The sequence below is a fragment of the Natronospirillum operosum genome, assembly GCF_004768465.1.
In the GTDB taxonomy this organism is placed as follows: domain Bacteria; phylum Pseudomonadota; class Gammaproteobacteria; order Pseudomonadales; family Natronospirillaceae; genus Natronospirillum; species Natronospirillum operosum.
The window spans coordinates 216,411-231,174 of sequence record NZ_SRMF01000004.1; the positions used below are offsets into that span (position 1 = coordinate 216,411).

A 14,764-nucleotide genomic window follows, 5' to 3' on the forward strand; every position below is an offset into this window, starting at 1 on the left:
AACTGTGCTATGTAACGTGCTGCTGCTTCTTGCGCTCGATCAGCATGGCCATGCCATCCAGAAACCGCTCCAGCCCGAACCTGAAGGCCCGTTCCGGGTCACCCAGGCCATAGGTCTCGCCGGCCACTCTGCCTACGTGTGAGGCCAATGGGTAGGGCGAGAAATCAACATCGGCAAGAAAGGGTTCGATGCTGGGCCACCATTCATCGTCGGTCATGCCGGTGGCTTCCAGAACCGTCTGTGCGCGGGCGGCATCGCGGACGGCTCCCAGCACATAGTTGTGCAGCGCCGTGACGCTCAGGTCCATCTCTATCTCATCCAGCCCCAGCCCTTCGAGGGCACTGAGTGCCACTTCATAGGAGGCCATGGTGTTGGGCCCGAGTATCGGGCGGTGGGTCTGAAACTGCACGATCCACGGATGCCGCAGGTAGAAGTGCCAGGCATCCTCGGCAATGAAGGTCATGCGTTGGCGCCAGTTCATGGTCGGCCAGTCGTCCGGCCGCGCTGCGCTTTCGGCGGTGACCTGGTCCAGCATCAGGTCATGCAGTTCTGCCTTGGAGGGCACATGGGTGTAGAACGACATGGGGGAGATGCCAACGGCTTCTGCCACATTGCGGGTACTCACGGCTTCGATGCCTTCCGAGTCGGCAATGGATATGGCGGCCGCCACAATGTCCTCGAGGCTGGCTTTGGGTTTGGGGCCACGCCTTGGAGCCCGAGATTTTCCCCACATCAATTCAATCAGTTTGCGTGGGTCACCCTTGCCGGCAAATTCCTGAGACATTTTTTCTCCTATAACTATTTACACTGTACATTGTTTTCAGTAACCTTGTGCACCGTACAAGGTTACTGTTGTCAGGGCACCTTGTCGAGGTCATGCGGTTCTGGAGCCTGCTGACAATATTTGTCACCAGGCTCTGCGAACCTTGAAACGAACACAAAGGGAGACCTGAACAATGATCCAAGCTACTGATCTGACTCGCTCCTTCAAAACCAAGGCTGGTCTCGTGGAAGCGGTGCGCGGGTTGAGCCTGCAGGTGGAAGAAGGTGAACTGGTTGCTTTCCTGGGCCCAAATGGCGCTGGCAAGTCCACCTCGGTGCGCATGCTGACAACACTGTTGCCGATCACGTCCGGCAGCGCCACCGTGGGCGGGTTTGATGTCGCCCGGGACCCGGTTGGCGTGCGCCGCACCATCGGCTATGTGGGGCAGGGCACCGGCTCCGGGCCCTATCATCGGGTACGTGATGAGCTGGTGACGCAGGGCAGGGCCTATCGCATGGGCGACGCAGAAGCCAGAAGGCGTGCCGATGAATTGCTCGGCGTGCTGGAACTGGAAGGCCTGGCTGATCGCAACTGTGCCACCCTGTCCGGTGGCCAGAAGCGCCGGCTGGATATCGCCCTGGGGCTGATGCATACGCCGAAAATCCTGTTTCTTGATGAACCATCGACCGGGCTGGACCCACACTCCCGGGCCAACCTCTGGGAGCATGTCATCAAGCTGCGCCGGCAAACCGGCATGACCATCTTCCTGACCACCCATTACCTGGATGAAGCCGACACCATGGCCGAACGGGTGATGATCATGGACCACGGCAAGATGATCGCCGATGACGTGCCGGAGAAACTGAAGGCAGATCTGGCCGGTGATCAGGTCAGCCTGGGCCTGGTCTCCGAAAGTGATGCCATCACTGCGGCGGAGAGCGCCATGAACCTGCCCACGGTGCGAGACGTCACCCAGACTGACCGGCGGCTGACATTCACTATTCAGAACGGTGAAACACTGATGCCGGAGTTCATTCGACAGTTGCACCAAAAGGGGCTTGAGGTCGCCACTGCCAATGTAGTCAGACCAACGCTGGATGACGTCTTTCTGAGCCTGACCGGGCGCAGTCTGCGTGAGAGTTCGCTGGCGGTACAAAAAACAGAACAGGTCGCCCACATTGAACGTTACACATCCGAGGTGAGTTCATGAACTTTGTACAAGACACCTTGGTGTCCTTTCGGCGCGAAATCGGGCCGACCCTGCGCAGTTGGTACTACATCCTGTTTGGCATTATTCAGCCCTTGCTGTATCTGGGGCTGTTTGTGCCGCTGCTGACCAGTGTGCCCATGGGTGGCGAAGGTCATCCGCTGCAATGGTTCGTACCGGGCATGATTGTCATGCTGGTGCTGTTTACCACCGTCAGCTGTGGCTGGGCGCTGACGGAAGAACTGATGTCAGGCAGTTTCGAGCGTTTTCTGGCCACCCCCATGAGCCGACCGGCCATGCTGATCGGGCGGGCTCTGAAGGAACTGGCACCCCTGCTGGCGCAGGCACTGATTGTCATCGGGCTGGCCGCGCCCTTCGGGCTGGTGCTGCATCCTGTGACCATGCTGTTTGGCCTGCTGCTGTTGCTGGTGTTCGGGGTCGGGGTAGCGGCGCTGTCATACGCACTGGCGATTGCCAGCAAGCATGACGGCGGGCTGTTCTATATGGTCTCGCATTCGGTGGCGCTGCCGTTGATGCTGCTCGGGGGCGTGCTGTTGCCCATGGATATGGCACCGGGCTGGCTGTATACGGCATCACGTTTCAACCCGTTGACGTATCTGGTCGAAGCGGAGCGCGCGCTGTTCCTCGGTGAACTGTATTCCGCTACGGTACTGAATGGCGTCATTGTAGCCTTTCTGGTGGCCGGTGTCGGTTTGCTGGTAGGGGCGATGACGATCCGCAGGGCGACGCTCTGACAAAACCCGGCCCGGTTCTTTCCGGGCCATGACCTGTCTGGGAGTGCAGTTCGGCGCTGACAGTACTGGAGTGTAGAATGGCCGGCATTCAATGCTCAGGGATTCTGCCACAAGGAGCCGACACCATGGACAGCACGCAGCAACAGGTTCAGCACCACCTGCAAAACACCTTCCGGCTCAGCGCTTTTCGCCCCGGCCAGCAGGACGTGATCAACACCCTGCTGGCGGGGCGTTCGGCGCTGGCTATTTTTCCGACCGGTGGCGGCAAGAGCCTCTGCTATCAACTGCCGGCGCTGATGCTCGACGGCCTGACGCTGGTGGTCTCACCGCTGATCGCCTTGATGAAGGATCAGGTGGATGCGCTCAATGCCCTGGGTGTGCCGGCGGCGCGTCTGGATTCGAGCCGCACCGGGGAAGAAGTGCAGGCGATCTATCAGTCCATGGACCAGGGCGAGCTCAAGCTGCTCTATGTGGCGCCGGAGCGGCTGGCCAACGAGCGATTCCTGACCCGGCTGTCGCGCCTGAATATCAGCATGATGGCGGTGGACGAAGCGCACTGTGTGTCCGAGTGGGGACACAACTTTCGGCCCGACTACCTGAAGCTGGCTCAGCTGGCGCACACGCTGAATGTGGGGCGGGTGCTGGCGCTGACGGCGACCGCGACGCCCAAGGTGTCGGAGCAGATCTGCTCGAATTTCGGCATTGCGAAACAGGACCATATTCAGACCGGCTTCTATCGCCCCAACCTGCAGATAGGTGTCACGCCCTGCACCAGCGAACAGCGCAATCAGCAACTGCTGGAACTGCTGGAACTGCTCAACAGCCGCCCGGCCGAGCCGTCCATCATCTATGTCACGCTGCAGAAAACGGCCCTGCAGGTGGCAGACTTTCTCAACCGGAATGGTTACCGGGCCCGGCCCTACCATGCCGGTTTGAAAGACGAAGAGCGCAGTGCCACGCAGGAAGCCTTCATGAGTGGCGAGACGCCCATAGTGGTCGCCACCATCGCCTTTGGCATGGGCATCGACAAGTCCGATATTCGCGCTGTGTACCACTACAACCTGCCCAAGTCACTGGAAAACTACATGCAGGAAATCGGGCGGGCAGGGCGTGACGGGGAGGACTCCCGGTGCCAGTTGCTGGCCTGCCGCGATGACCTCACCGTGCTGGAGAACTTCACCTACGGCGATACGCCGGACCCGGAGTCACTGGCTGAACTGGTGCGCTGGCTCTGTGTGCAGTCGTCGCCCTTTGATCTGTCGACCTATGAGCTGTCGCAGCAGTTCGATGTGCGCCCGCTGGTGCTGAACACTCTGCTGACCTATCTGGAACTGGAAGGGGTACTCGCGTCCACGGCGCCGTTCTATACCGAATACAAGCTGGCCCTGACCGTGCCCGAAAACGAACTGCTGGAACGCTTCGACCCTGCCCGGGCGGAGTTCCTGCAGCGGCTGTTCGCCACGGGCAAGGCCGGGCGCACCTGGCTGACGCTCAAACCGCGTGAAGCCGCCGAACAACTGGGCGAATCCCAACCCAGAATCATCAAGGCGCTCAACTACCTGGAACAGCAGGATCTGCTGGAGATGAAGGTGGCCGGTCTGCGCCAGGGCTATCGCATGGAGCAGGTGCCGGGAGATGTAGAAGGGCTGATCGATCGGATGGCAGAGCAGTTTCGGATGCGGGAAGAACGGGATATCGACCGCCTGCAGACGGTCTGCGACTGGGCGCAAAGCCCCGGCTGCCTGCAACAGCCGCTGATGCAGTATTTTGGCGAAACCCTGGAGCAAGCCTGTGGCCGCTGCAGCGGTTGCCTGGGCCAGACGCATGAACTGCCGCCGCGCCACAGCCAGTCGGTGGATCTTGATGTGGTGCGCGAGGTGATGGACCAGCAGCACGAAGCCCTCAGCCAACCCCGCCAACTGGCGCGTTTTCTGTGCGGCATCACCAGCCCCAAGGCCAGCCGGGCCAGGCTGGGCAAGCAGGCCCGCTTTGGCGCCCTGGCGGAAGTGCCCTTTACCGAAGTGTTGGCGGCCTGCGAGCAGTTGTAGCACCAACCTTGAGAGCAGATCAGCCCCCGCTCAACGCCTGAAAGATATACAGGGTGCCGTCTTCCGGCACCCTGTCTGACAGCGTTTTGCGGTCGAACACTATGGAGTCGTTGATGCCGAGGTTCACATGCCGACGCAGAGCCCCGCGGTCATCCAGTATGTAATCGGTGAAACCGGGGGCCTGCTCGTTGATGGCGTGCAGCGCCTCTTTCACCGAGCCGGCCGGCACGGTGACGGTCTGGCCTTCCAGTTGCGGGAAGAACCGGTAGAGGTGCGGTGTCATCTTTACGGTGGGCATGGCGGTCACCCGAAACGCACGGAGTAGATAGGCGGGAAATTGTTGCCCAGACACTGCCAGGTCTCTCCCCGATCTTCCGACACATAGGCATTGCCGGTGGTGCTGCCGAAACAGAGACGGTCACCGACGGCATCCAGGCCGTGGCGCAGCACGATGTCGTGGGCGTTTTCCTGGGGCAGGCCTTCGCGCAGTGGCTGCCAGCTCTGGCCGCCATCCGTGGTGCGGGCCACGAACAGGCCGCCGTCTATGGTCATGCGCTCGGCATCGCTGCGCCCCGGCACCACCCAGGCGGTGCGGCCATCGTGGTCATCCACTGCAATGGGGAAACCGAAGTGCACGCCGTTTTCCGGCTGGCTGACCCTCTTCCAGGTTTGGGCGCCGTCATCGCTGTAGAACACGCCAAAGTGGTTCTGCTGCCACACATGCTCCGGCTGCCCGGGGCAGTGGGTGACAAAGTGCGGGTCATGGCCCCATTCAACGTTCGGGTCGGGGGCATAGTCCACCAGCATGCCCTTGTTGCGACCGGCCCAGGTCTGGCCGCCGTCGGTGCTTTCCAGCACGCCGGCTGAAGAGGCTGCCACGGTGATGTGGTTCGGGTCGCGCGGGTCGACCATGATGGAGTGAATGCCGGGCTCGAACACACCATAGTCAATACTGGCCGGGGTGCCGAACCAGTGGGTTTCGCTGGTGGCTTCGCCGGCAAACAGATCACCGCCGCGGCTTTCGTGGTTCCACAGCGGGCGGTTGAGGGTCCAACTGTCGCCGCCGTCATCACTGACAAACAGGCCGCCGGGAATGGTGCCGGCATAGATGCGCCCGGGCTGGTCCGCGCTGCCAAAGGCGATATGCCAGATCTTGTAGAGCACGGCGTCAGCATACTCGGGCTGGCCAGTGGGGGCGTTGGGGTCGAAATCCGGCGTCGGCATGGTCTGCACGATGTGGCGGGCGCCCTCGGGGTATTTCAGCGAGCTCAGGTCTTCCCAGGTTGCACCGCCGTCGCGCGAGCGCGACAGCTTGGGCCCCCAATGCCCGTGATCCAGCGAGGCCCACAGGGTGCCATCGCGCGGGTCTTGGGTGGCAAAGCAGACCGGCACCCCGGCATGCTGAATGGGGCGGGGCTGCCAGCCCGCCGCAGTACGATCAACAATAACGGTGCCCTTGCGGGTACCCAGAATAATGGTGTCAGCCATCGGTCAGCCCTCATGCAGTCAGCTTTTTGTCGTTGTGCTCTTTCACTGCGGCACCTCTGAAACCCGGGTTCGACCGCAAATGTCAGGCACCCTGCCAATGGTCGAACGGGAACACTCAATATAGACAACTGATGAAACAAGATACAGCCGCAGTGCAAACTGCGGTGCCCTGTCAGCCGGTCTGAAGTGCAGATAGCTGAACTTGCAACGGTGTGCTCTGGGTATGTCGGACCGACACCGCCCCGAGTGGAGCAGACGGAAAAATCTGCTGGGTGATGCTCCACAGGCCCTCGCGGCCAAATACTTCCACCGATGAGCGGTCCAGGTAGATCACCAGGCTGGCATCCGCCAGGTTCAGTTCGTGAGCACTGTCGCAGGCCGCAAACTGAGCCGGCAGATGGCTTCCGGTCAGACCGCTGCGGTCAAGACGGGCGATGCCGCGGCGGGCATCCAGATGCACGGCCAGAATGTCCTCACCGAAGTGCAGATACAGTTCCAGCTCGCCATCGCTGAAGCCGCAGGTGTTCAGGCTGAGGCGCTGGGTGGTCGCCGGTAGTCTGACCTGCATGGCTTCGCGGTGGCCCAGGGCATGGTCGGGTACCAGGGCCCGCTCCGTTTCATTCTGCAGCCTTGGCCTGACCGGCTCAGATACCGGGCGATATTGCCCGTCCTGCTGGCGCAGGTGCAGCCGGCGTGCCAGTGTCATCTGCCCGCGAAACCCCTGATGCGGGATGTCGTTGGCATACTGCCAGTTGTTCATCCAGGCGATCACAAGCGGCTCCGAACCCGGCTCGTTGTGAAAGGACACGGCGGCATAATAGTCGCGCCCCCAGTCCAGCCGATTGTAGCCGGGGTGCGCGCCATCCCGGACGGGCGGATTGTCGGCCGCATTGAAATGGAATTCTCGGCCGTCGAAGTCACCCACGAAGTAGTGCTGGGTGGACCCGGCCTGGCGGTGAGCACCTTCGGTGTTGATGCTGAGCAGCAGCACCCAGCGGGTGTCGTCGCTGTTGCCAACGCGCATTTCCACCAGATCGGGTACTTCCCACAGGTCCCCCGGGTTGTTGCCGGGGTCCGAGAAAGTTGAGACAGCCTCCCAGTCCAGCAGATTCCTACTGCGGTAGAAGATGACCTTGCGGTCTTTGGCCAGCACCAGCACCATGATCCAGTAACCGGATGCAGCGTGGTAGAAAACCTTGGGGTCGCGGAACTCATCAGCGTCATAGCCCTGAGCATTGTCCTGATGCAGATGGATCAGCGGCACACCGCCGTAAAACTGCCAGCTGTCGCCGGCATCCAGGCTGTAGGCCAGTGACTGTGCCTGCCGCCCCATGGGTTTGGGGGCGGTGCTGTAGTGACTGGTGTAGAAGGCCAGCAGCGGCTGCTGGCCGGCCTCGCCAAGGCCACTGACATTGTCCTTGTCCAGCACACAGCAGCCGGAAAAGATGGCTTCGGTACGTTCGGCCAGTTCGCGCTGGGGCAGGGCGATGGGCTGCTCCTGCCAGGTCACCAGGTCGCGGCTCACCGCATGGCCCCAGGACATGTTGCCCCAGCGGGTACCGAAGGGATTGCACTGATAGAACAGATGGTACAGCCCGTCGATCCAGACCAGACCATTGGGGTCATTGATCCAGTGCCGCTCTGCCGAGAAGTGATATTGGGGGCGATAGTCCGGTTGTCGAGAAGTTGCTGTCACGTTGGTATCCACTGCTTGCATGAATTGAATCTCCGTTGGGCCTTCAGCCCTTTACTGCACTGCCGGTTACGCTCTGGACGAAGTGGCGCTGAACGATCAGGAAAAACACCATGATGGGGATGGACATCATGACGGCGAACGCCATGATCTGGCCCCAGTACATGCGGTTGGAGTCGAAGTAGGCTGCCATCGCCACCGAGAGCGGCCGGAACTCCGGGCCACGGGTGACCATGACCGGCCACAGGTAGTTGTTCCACTGCTCCAGAAATATCAGGATCGACAGTGTCGCAATGATGGGTTTGCACAGCGGCAGGCCGATGTACCAGTAAGTCTGGAACAGGTTCATGCCATCCACCCGGGCGGCTTCGATCAGATCTTTCGGAATCTTGGTGAAGAACTGATAGAACAGAAACAGCGCAAAGGCATTGGCGATAAAGGGCAGAATCTGCACTTCATAGCTGTTCACGATGCCCATGCGGCTGGACATCAGCAGCAGGGGGAGCACCAGGCTTTCCATGGGAACGGCAATCATGGCCACGACAGCCACCACGGCCCACTTGCGGTACCGCCCCTGACCCCAGGCCAGAGCGAAGGCGGCCATGGAGTTGACCAGAATGGCGCCGATCAGAATGGCGCCCACGATAAACGCCGTGTTGAACAGGTAGCGCAAAAAGGGGTGGTTGCGGTCGGTCAGCACGGCCTGATAGTTCTCGAAGGACACCACATGAGGAATAAAGGCCCGGATGGTACCCATGTTGACGCTGATGTCGGGTTCGCTTGGATTGAGGCTGACGGTTACCATCATCATCAGCGGGCCGAGGACGACGAGGACCATCAGCAGGGCGAAGAAATAGGTCAGTGTTCTGGACATGACGGGCCTCACTCGTTTTCGTTCTTGAAGACCAGGCGCTGAATCACGGCAATGACCGCGACCAGAATGAAGAACAGCACCGACACTGCGCTGGCAAAGCCGATGCGCCCCTCGGAATAACCGTTGACGAACATGTAATTGATGATGGTGTTCGTCGAGCCCAGAGGCCCGCCCTTGGTCAGGATGTTGATCTGGGTGAACAGCTTGAAGGCCTGCACCGTGGTGATGATCAGCACGAAGATGTTCACATTGATCAGCCCTGGCCAGGTAATGGCCTTGAACTGCTGCCAGGCGTTGGCGCCTTCCAGCGTGGCGGCTTCATAGCGGTCTTCGGGGATCTCCTGCAGCCCGGCCAGATAGATCAGCATCTGGAAGGGAAAGGAGGCCCAGGCCGACAACAGCACGATGGCCGGCATGGCCAGATCGCGGGAGCCGAGAAAATCGACAATGCGATCATCCCGGGTCACCAGATTGACCGCCGTATTGAAAAAGCCGTTCGGCACCTGATACAGCGCCGCCCAGATGGCAATGATGACGGTGATCGGGGCCAGCAGCGGCAACATGGCGACGCTGCGGAAAAACGTCAGGCCAGCCAGTTTCTTGTTGAGCAACAGGGCGGCGCCCAGAGAGATGGCACACTGAAAGGGCACCACCATCAGGGTGAAATAGAAGGTATTGCGTACTGCCTGCCAGAAATCAGGATCGGTCAGCACGCGGCTGTAGTTGCGCCATCCAACCCACTGGCTGGGTACCGGGCGGGGGATCAGCCGCTCATTGGTGAAAGACAGATAGCCAGAGAGAAAAAAGGGCGCGATAACGAACACCAGCAGCAGTATCACCGCCGGGGCCAGCAGGGCGCCTTCACTCCATAAATGCCGGATACGTTGCATGACTGAATGCTCCTGGATCAGGGTGGGCTGGGCTCGCCCGAGAGCGAACCCGGAGCCTGTCTCAGTTGAAAGGCGGGTAGCCCATGTTGTCTTCGATGTCTTCATCGATGCGACGGGCTGCTCGATCCAGTGCCTGCTGCACATTGGCGCCATCCAGAATTCTCTGAATCGCCTGGCCATAGCTGTTGCTGATCACCGGGTAGGCCGGGTGCACCGGACGAACCACGGCAATATCGGACGCCTGTTGGGTCATGATTTCCAGTTCACCGCCCGGGGCGAAGGCCGGCACCAGTTCCAGTGATGAATGGCGGCTGGGAACATAGCCGGTGTATTCACCGTACTTCGCTACCTGCTCGGTGGACAGCACATGGTTCAGGAACAAGCTGAGCGCCTCGTTCTCGGTGCTGCTGCTGGGCACGGCCCAGGCCCAGCCACCATTGGGGGAGGCCGCACGGTCACCGAATTTCGGGGCCGGAATCACCACCAGGTCATCACCCAGACCTTCACGGTGGCTCGGCCACATCCAGTTGCCCACCCAGCTCAGGGCCGACGTCTTGGAACCGAAGAAGGAGTTGTCACCGGCCGAAGACGGCACGATCCAGCCATTTTGGGCCCAGGACTGCAGGCGCTCCAGAGACTCGACCGAAGCCTCCGAGTTCAGTGTGCCGTCGGCCGTCCAGGTGTCGCGGTCGATCAGGTCCGACCCGACGGACTGCAGGAAGGGCGCAAAACCATAGCTGAACCACTCGCCGTCATAGTTGCGTTTCAGGTCCAGCGGCCAGCGCACGCCGTCTACCTCGGCCAGGGCGGCCAGTGCCTCTTCGAATTCGTCATAGGTCCAGGCGTCATCGATGGACTCCGGAATGCGCACACCAGCGGCTTCCAGATAGGCGCGGTTGCCCCACAGCACCACCGAGGAATCATAGGGCCCCAGGGCGTAGATCTTGCCGTCCGGGCCGTAGGTGCCCTGGTCGATGATGGGCCGCAGCATGTCGTCCAGAATGCTGTTGTCGACCAGATCATCCAGTGGCTGCAACTGCCCGCCCCACACCATGGACGCCATGTTGGGACCGTCGACCATGATGATGTCGGGCAGGTCGTTGGAGCGGTAGGCTGATTGGATGGCATCGTTGTAGCCCGGAATCGGCACGATATCCACGCTGATGCCCTGCTCGGCATAGCGCTCGTTGAAGGTATCCTCGGCCTGGTTGAAGAAGGGCCGCTCGGCGGCACCATCGATTACCCAGGCGGTGATGGACGTGGCCTGTGCCAGGGGCGCCAGCATCAGGACGGAAATCAGGGGAAGGGTATGCACTGCTTTCATTGTTGTTATCCTCGATCTGAGTGAGCCACGGCGCTGTCACGCACGACCAGGCGTGGCATGAGCAGCAAGGGCTCGGTGGACATGTCATGGTGGTCGTGTTCAAGCGTCTTCAGCATCCGGGCACACGCCAGGCGACCCAGCTCGCGCATGGGCTGAGCGATACTGGTGAAATTCATCACCTTGGCCAGCACGGTATTGTCAAAACCGACCACCACCAGATCCTCGGGGATGCGGACACCCCGTGCGGACAGTATTTCGATGGCCAGTTGTGCCGAAAGATCGTTGAACACGAATAACGCGGTAAAAGGCAGTTCATCATGCTGTTGCAGGAAATCCTCCAGGCAGGACTGCACGTCCTGCCCCGGAGCCAGATCCAGTGTGGTCAGCCGTGACGGATGCAGACTCTGGGCATGTTCAAACAGGCGCTGTTGAAACCCGATGAACTTGTCCTCTGCAGCATCCGTCGGCCCCAGGTAGCCGATGCGTTCATGACCCAGGCTCACCAGGTGGTCCGCTGCGAGGCGGCCGCCTTCCCGGTGGTCCAGCGCGATGCTGGGTACGCCGGGGCGAATCTGGGTCAGTGAAAACACCGGAAAGGGCAGCCCGTCGCACAGACTCTGGTAATCCACGTCCGGTGTCGACGGCACTGCAAATACCCCGTCGACATCAAAGCGTGCGCACTCTTCCAGAAACTGGCGTTCCCATACTGGATTCGAGCGATGACTGAACACCAGCAGCGACCGACCGATATGGAATGCCTCGTGCTCCAGGCTGTCGAGTAACTCCGCAAAGTAGGGGTTAACCAGATCAGGCAGGATGACACCCAGCAGCCGTGAAGGCTTCAGTTTGGGCGCCAGGGCATGGCCCTTGCGTCGGCTGGGCGAATACCCCAGAGCATCGGCAGCGGCCCAGACCGCATCCCTTGTTTCCGGAGAAACAGAATCGGGCTGATTGAACACCCGGGACACGGTGGCTGTGGACACCTGTGCCTGCTCGGCCACTTTGCGAATGTTGGACATGATGTAACAAAACCCTTGTTGTTTTACCTTGTTACATGGCCAATTCTGCTCTTACCAGAAGGCTTTTCAACCATGAATGTCATGACTGAATGTATCACAGGGTTTTGTTACATTGCATGTTTCAGCCGTGCTGGCGGCTGCCGAAAATCAGCACGGCATTTGTTACATCTGATCTTTACACTTGGCAGGCAGCAGGCGGGAAGGTTGTCGTGAAGATAAGCCCTGGATCAGGGTTACCTTTAGGCAAACACTCGCGCAAAGGCTCTGAAGTCATCCAGGTGATAGCGGGCAATGTCATACACAATCGCCCAGTCTATCTCGTCATAGCTGTGAACCATGACATTGCGAAAACCGACTGACTTCTTCATTCGACTGGCAAGGCTCTGGTCGATGATGGCGGCCTGTGCCAGAGCATCGAATGACTGACCCATGGTGCGCGGGGCGTTGCCGTCCGCGTTCTCTGCCAGCCAATGCGCGCCCACAGCCACACACAATTGTGCGGCCCGGGTCAAATTGAGTGCAACAATATCCTGCGCATCCGAGTCATTCTGAAGTGCCTGTAATGACTCGGGCAACCGGCTCTCGACACGTTGGATACAGCGCCGCAGTGATTCAAGCTTTTGTTCAATGACAGTGTTGTTCATGGTTCAGCTCTGGTGACGGTACGCCGCCCTGACATACTCGCCGACCTGCTTCTGCTCGATGTCTGCCAGTGACTGCAGCTTGATATGGCGGCGGTGCTTGCCGCCGCCCTCCAGCACATTGTGCGGGTCGTCCAGGCGGGCGCCTTCGCTCAGTTCCACCGAAACATGGCGGGTGTAGGAGAAGACACCGGCGAAGTCCCGCTGCGAAGAAAACAGAAAACCGCCGTACTTGACCTCTTCTGTGACGTCATCACCTGCAGAGGCAATCATTTCGCGCAGGGCCTGCACCAGGGCATAGCGCTCCTCGCTCTGGTGGCGGATGTCTTCCAGCAGGCTGTTGATGCGATTGTTGCTCATGGTTGTATCTCCTTGTTGGGCTTCCTTAGACGGGGCGCTTGAACTGCTGCCGTGCCTGTTCGACCACCTCCCGGTAAACGCAGCCCTCGGCATGATCATTGATCAGCCCCATGGCCTGCATGAAGGCGTAGACGGTGGTCGGGCCGACAAATTTCCAGCCTCGCTTTTTCAGGTCTTTCGACAGGGCGACGGACTCTTTTGACGTGGTCGCTGTCTGCGGCTCTGGCAGGTCCTTGCTGTCCGGCTCGAAGCGCCAGAAGAACGCCGCCAGTGAGCCTTCATGCTGCACCATTTCCCGGGCACGACGGGCATTGTTGATGGTTGCTTCGATCTTGCCCCGGTGCCGCACGATGCCCTGGTCCGCCAGCAGCCGCGTGATGTCCGATGCATCAAAGTCGGCCACCCGGTTGAAATCGAAACCGGCAAAGGCGGCGCGAAAGTTCTCCCGCTTGGCCAGTATCGTGCGCCAACTCAAGCCGGACTGAAAGCTCTCCAGACAGACTTTCTCGAACAGCCGCACATCGTCATCAACGGGGAAGCCCCATTCATGGTCATGATACGGGAAGAACTCGGGTATGTTGCTGCACCAGAAGCAGCGGGGGCGGCCATCCGGGCCGGGAACGGTAGCGGTCATCAGTCATCTCCCTTGGTGATCAGGCTGGCAGCAGAAAACTCAGTCGATCATCTGCTTTTTTGGCGTCTATTTCGAGTATTTCTGCGGTGACGACGTCTTCTGCCACAAACGGATCGTCCTGCACGCGCTGCTCCAGCTCGGCCCGTGTTTCAGCATGTGCAATCACCGAACCGCCAAGACCGGGCTGGAGACTGCCAGCCAGCAGGAAGATGCCGTCATCAAAGCCGCGCTTGATCCACTGGTTGTGGCCCTCCATGAAGGCGCCGGCCTGGCTCTTGTTGTGCGAGAATTTCAGCAAAATGATGTACACAGGGTTCCCTCCTTATGGGGTGGCGGTGCAGGAGGTCAGCCAGTCATGCAGGCGGTCGACCTCCCGGTTGATAAAGGCTTCATCCTGGAAGGCGCTGGCCAGTGTGGCGATCCCCTGGCTCTGGGCCAGCAGGTGCATGGCCAGTTCATCAGCTTTCTCGGCGTGACCGAGTTGCACAAACTGCCGACTCAGCCAGGTCCTGAACAGAATGAACAGCTCCTTGGCATCGCCTTGTGCCGGGTGGTCCAGCTTGATCAGTTCACTGCAGAGCGTGCCTACCGGGCAGCCGAACCGTTTTATTTTGGCCCGGTTCATGATCAGTATGTTGATAAAGCTGCGGATGCGGTCGGAAGGTGTTTCACCCTCAACCTCCCAGTGTTCCAGCATGACGTTGGTGCGCTGCAGACGGTGGTTGATGACCGTGTCCAGAATGTCGTCTTTGGTGCGAAAATGGTAGTAGAAGTTGCCGCGCGAGATGCCGACGGCTTGCGCAATCTGCGCGAAAGAGGTGTGTTCGAACCCCTGTTCATAGAACAGCTGGTCGGCAGCTTCAATAATGCGCTCTCTTGTAGACATAGGGATCGCGGAATCATGTTTCGGTATCATTTTAGGACGTTTGTCCTAAAATGTAGCGTAGGACAAGTGTCCTAAGTTATCAACAGCTCCTGCATGAATTTTGGGCAGATTTGGCGGTATTCAATCGGATTTTGTTGGTCGCAGAACCTTTTTTGTGATCAACAAAAAGGTTTGTAGTGCAC

Annotated in this window: 16 protein-coding genes; 3 read left to right on the forward strand and 13 right to left on the reverse strand. The window is 59.9% G+C overall.

Annotation, left to right across the window (positions count from 1 at the left end):
• Nucleotides 1-7: 7 nt before the first annotated feature.
• Nucleotides 8-784: a TetR/AcrR family transcriptional regulator gene (locus tag E4656_RS12285; RefSeq protein ID WP_135483566.1), complete on the reverse strand. Its 777-nt coding sequence runs from the start codon at nt 782-784 to the stop codon at nt 8-10.
• 172 nt (nt 785-956) lie between these two features.
• On the opposite strand from E4656_RS12285, the gene E4656_RS12290 reads away from it, so the two are divergent.
• From E4656_RS12290 to E4656_RS12300, 3 genes are all read left to right on the forward strand, one after another.
• Nucleotides 957-1,973 (forward strand): ATP-binding cassette domain-containing protein, encoded by a 1,017-nt coding sequence (locus tag E4656_RS12290; RefSeq protein ID WP_135483567.1) that lies wholly within the window; start codon nt 957-959, stop codon nt 1,971-1,973.
• Complete coding sequence (locus E4656_RS12295; RefSeq protein ID WP_135483568.1) at nt 1,970-2,725, forward strand: ABC transporter permease; 756 nt, start codon at nt 1,970-1,972, stop codon at nt 2,723-2,725. The genes E4656_RS12290 and E4656_RS12295 overlap by 4 nt, the downstream gene beginning before the upstream one ends.
• A gap of 125 nt (nt 2,726-2,850) precedes the next feature.
• On the forward strand, nt 2,851-4,773 hold the full coding sequence (locus tag E4656_RS12300) for a RecQ family ATP-dependent DNA helicase (RefSeq protein ID WP_135483569.1): 1,923 nt from the start codon (nt 2,851-2,853) through the stop codon (nt 4,771-4,773).
• Nucleotides 4,774-4,792: 19 nt separating this feature from the next.
• On the opposite strand, the gene E4656_RS12305 is transcribed toward E4656_RS12300, so the two are convergent.
• From E4656_RS12305 to E4656_RS12360, 12 genes are all read right to left on the reverse strand, one after another.
• Entirely contained in the window at nt 4,793-5,071 is a 279-nt protein-coding gene (locus E4656_RS12305; RefSeq protein ID WP_135483570.1) for a ubiquitin family protein, read from the reverse strand.
• Between the two features lie 5 nt (nt 5,072-5,076).
• Nucleotides 5,077-6,261: a WD40/YVTN/BNR-like repeat-containing protein gene (locus E4656_RS12310; RefSeq protein WP_135483571.1), complete on the reverse strand. Its 1,185-nt coding sequence runs from the start codon at nt 6,259-6,261 to the stop codon at nt 5,077-5,079.
• A 172-nt stretch (nt 6,262-6,433) separates the two neighbouring features.
• Nucleotides 6,434-7,978, reverse strand: a complete 1,545-nt coding sequence (locus E4656_RS12315; RefSeq protein WP_135483572.1) for a glycoside hydrolase family 32 protein — start codon at nt 7,976-7,978, stop codon at nt 6,434-6,436.
• Between the two features lie 22 nt (nt 7,979-8,000).
• Nucleotides 8,001-8,828, reverse strand: coding sequence for a carbohydrate ABC transporter permease (locus E4656_RS12320; RefSeq protein WP_135483573.1), 828 nt, complete (start codon nt 8,826-8,828; stop codon nt 8,001-8,003).
• A gap of 8 nt (nt 8,829-8,836) precedes the next feature.
• Entirely contained in the window at nt 8,837-9,718 is an 882-nt protein-coding gene (locus tag E4656_RS12325; protein WP_135483574.1) for a carbohydrate ABC transporter permease, read from the reverse strand.
• A 61-nt stretch (nt 9,719-9,779) separates the two neighbouring features.
• Nucleotides 9,780-11,042 (reverse strand): ABC transporter substrate-binding protein, encoded by a 1,263-nt coding sequence (locus tag E4656_RS12330; RefSeq protein WP_135483575.1) that lies wholly within the window; start codon nt 11,040-11,042, stop codon nt 9,780-9,782.
• Between the two features lie 5 nt (nt 11,043-11,047).
• Nucleotides 11,048-12,061, reverse strand: coding sequence for a LacI family DNA-binding transcriptional regulator (locus E4656_RS12335; RefSeq protein ID WP_135483576.1), 1,014 nt, complete (start codon nt 12,059-12,061; stop codon nt 11,048-11,050).
• Nucleotides 12,062-12,300: 239 nt separating this feature from the next.
• Nucleotides 12,301-12,705 carry a type VII toxin-antitoxin system HepT family RNase toxin gene (hepT, locus tag E4656_RS12340; RefSeq protein ID WP_135483577.1) on the reverse strand — a complete coding sequence of 135 codons (405 nt, stop codon included), beginning with the start codon at nt 12,703-12,705 and terminating at the stop codon, nt 12,301-12,303.
• Between the two features lie 3 nt (nt 12,706-12,708).
• The gene (locus tag E4656_RS12345) at nt 12,709-13,062 is read right to left on the reverse strand and encodes a DUF1801 domain-containing protein (protein ID WP_135483578.1); all 354 of its coding nucleotides are present in this window, start codon (nt 13,060-13,062) and stop codon (nt 12,709-12,711) included.
• A gap of 25 nt (nt 13,063-13,087) precedes the next feature.
• Nucleotides 13,088-13,696 (reverse strand): DNA-3-methyladenine glycosylase I, encoded by a 609-nt coding sequence (locus tag E4656_RS12350; RefSeq protein WP_135483579.1) that lies wholly within the window; start codon nt 13,694-13,696, stop codon nt 13,088-13,090.
• Nucleotides 13,697-13,715: 19 nt separating this feature from the next.
• Entirely contained in the window at nt 13,716-14,006 is a 291-nt protein-coding gene (locus E4656_RS12355) for a YciI family protein (RefSeq protein WP_135483580.1), read from the reverse strand.
• A 12-nt stretch (nt 14,007-14,018) separates the two neighbouring features.
• On the reverse strand, nt 14,019-14,582 hold the full coding sequence (locus E4656_RS12360) for a TetR/AcrR family transcriptional regulator (protein ID WP_135483581.1): 564 nt from the start codon (nt 14,580-14,582) through the stop codon (nt 14,019-14,021).
• Nucleotides 14,583-14,764 lie beyond the last annotated feature (182 nt).

Bases quoted from the DNA above. Each gene is read 5' to 3' on its own strand.
- E4656_RS12285 (WP_135483566.1), bottom strand. From the start codon at position 784: ATGTCTCAGGAATTTGCCGGCAAGGGTGACCCACGCAAACTGATTGAA.
- E4656_RS12290 (WP_135483567.1), top strand. From the start codon at position 957: ATGATCCAAGCTACTGATCTGACTCGCTCCTTCAAAACCAAGGCTGGT.
- E4656_RS12295 (WP_135483568.1), top strand. From the start codon at position 1,970: ATGAACTTTGTACAAGACACCTTGGTGTCCTTTCGGCGCGAAATCGGG.
- E4656_RS12300 (WP_135483569.1), top strand. From the start codon at position 2,851: ATGGACAGCACGCAGCAACAGGTTCAGCACCACCTGCAAAACACCTTC.
- E4656_RS12305 (WP_135483570.1), bottom strand. From the start codon at position 5,071: ATGCCCACCGTAAAGATGACACCGCACCTCTACCGGTTCTTCCCGCAA.
- E4656_RS12310 (WP_135483571.1), bottom strand. From the start codon at position 6,261: ATGGCTGACACCATTATTCTGGGTACCCGCAAGGGCACCGTTATTGTT.
- E4656_RS12315 (WP_135483572.1), bottom strand. From the start codon at position 7,978: ATGCAAGCAGTGGATACCAACGTGACAGCAACTTCTCGACAACCGGAC.
- E4656_RS12320 (WP_135483573.1), bottom strand. From the start codon at position 8,828: ATGTCCAGAACACTGACCTATTTCTTCGCCCTGCTGATGGTCCTCGTC.
- E4656_RS12325 (WP_135483574.1), bottom strand. From the start codon at position 9,718: ATGCAACGTATCCGGCATTTATGGAGTGAAGGCGCCCTGCTGGCCCCG.
- E4656_RS12330 (WP_135483575.1), bottom strand. From the start codon at position 11,042: ATGAAAGCAGTGCATACCCTTCCCCTGATTTCCGTCCTGATGCTGGCG.
- E4656_RS12335 (WP_135483576.1), bottom strand. From the start codon at position 12,061: ATGTCCAACATTCGCAAAGTGGCCGAGCAGGCACAGGTGTCCACAGCC.
- hepT (WP_135483577.1), bottom strand. From the start codon at position 12,705: ATGAACAACACTGTCATTGAACAAAAGCTTGAATCACTGCGGCGCTGT.
- E4656_RS12345 (WP_135483578.1), bottom strand. From the start codon at position 13,062: ATGAGCAACAATCGCATCAACAGCCTGCTGGAAGACATCCGCCACCAG.
- E4656_RS12350 (WP_135483579.1), bottom strand. From the start codon at position 13,696: ATGACCGCTACCGTTCCCGGCCCGGATGGCCGCCCCCGCTGCTTCTGG.
- E4656_RS12360 (WP_135483581.1), bottom strand. From the start codon at position 14,582: ATGTCTACAAGAGAGCGCATTATTGAAGCTGCCGACCAGCTGTTCTAT.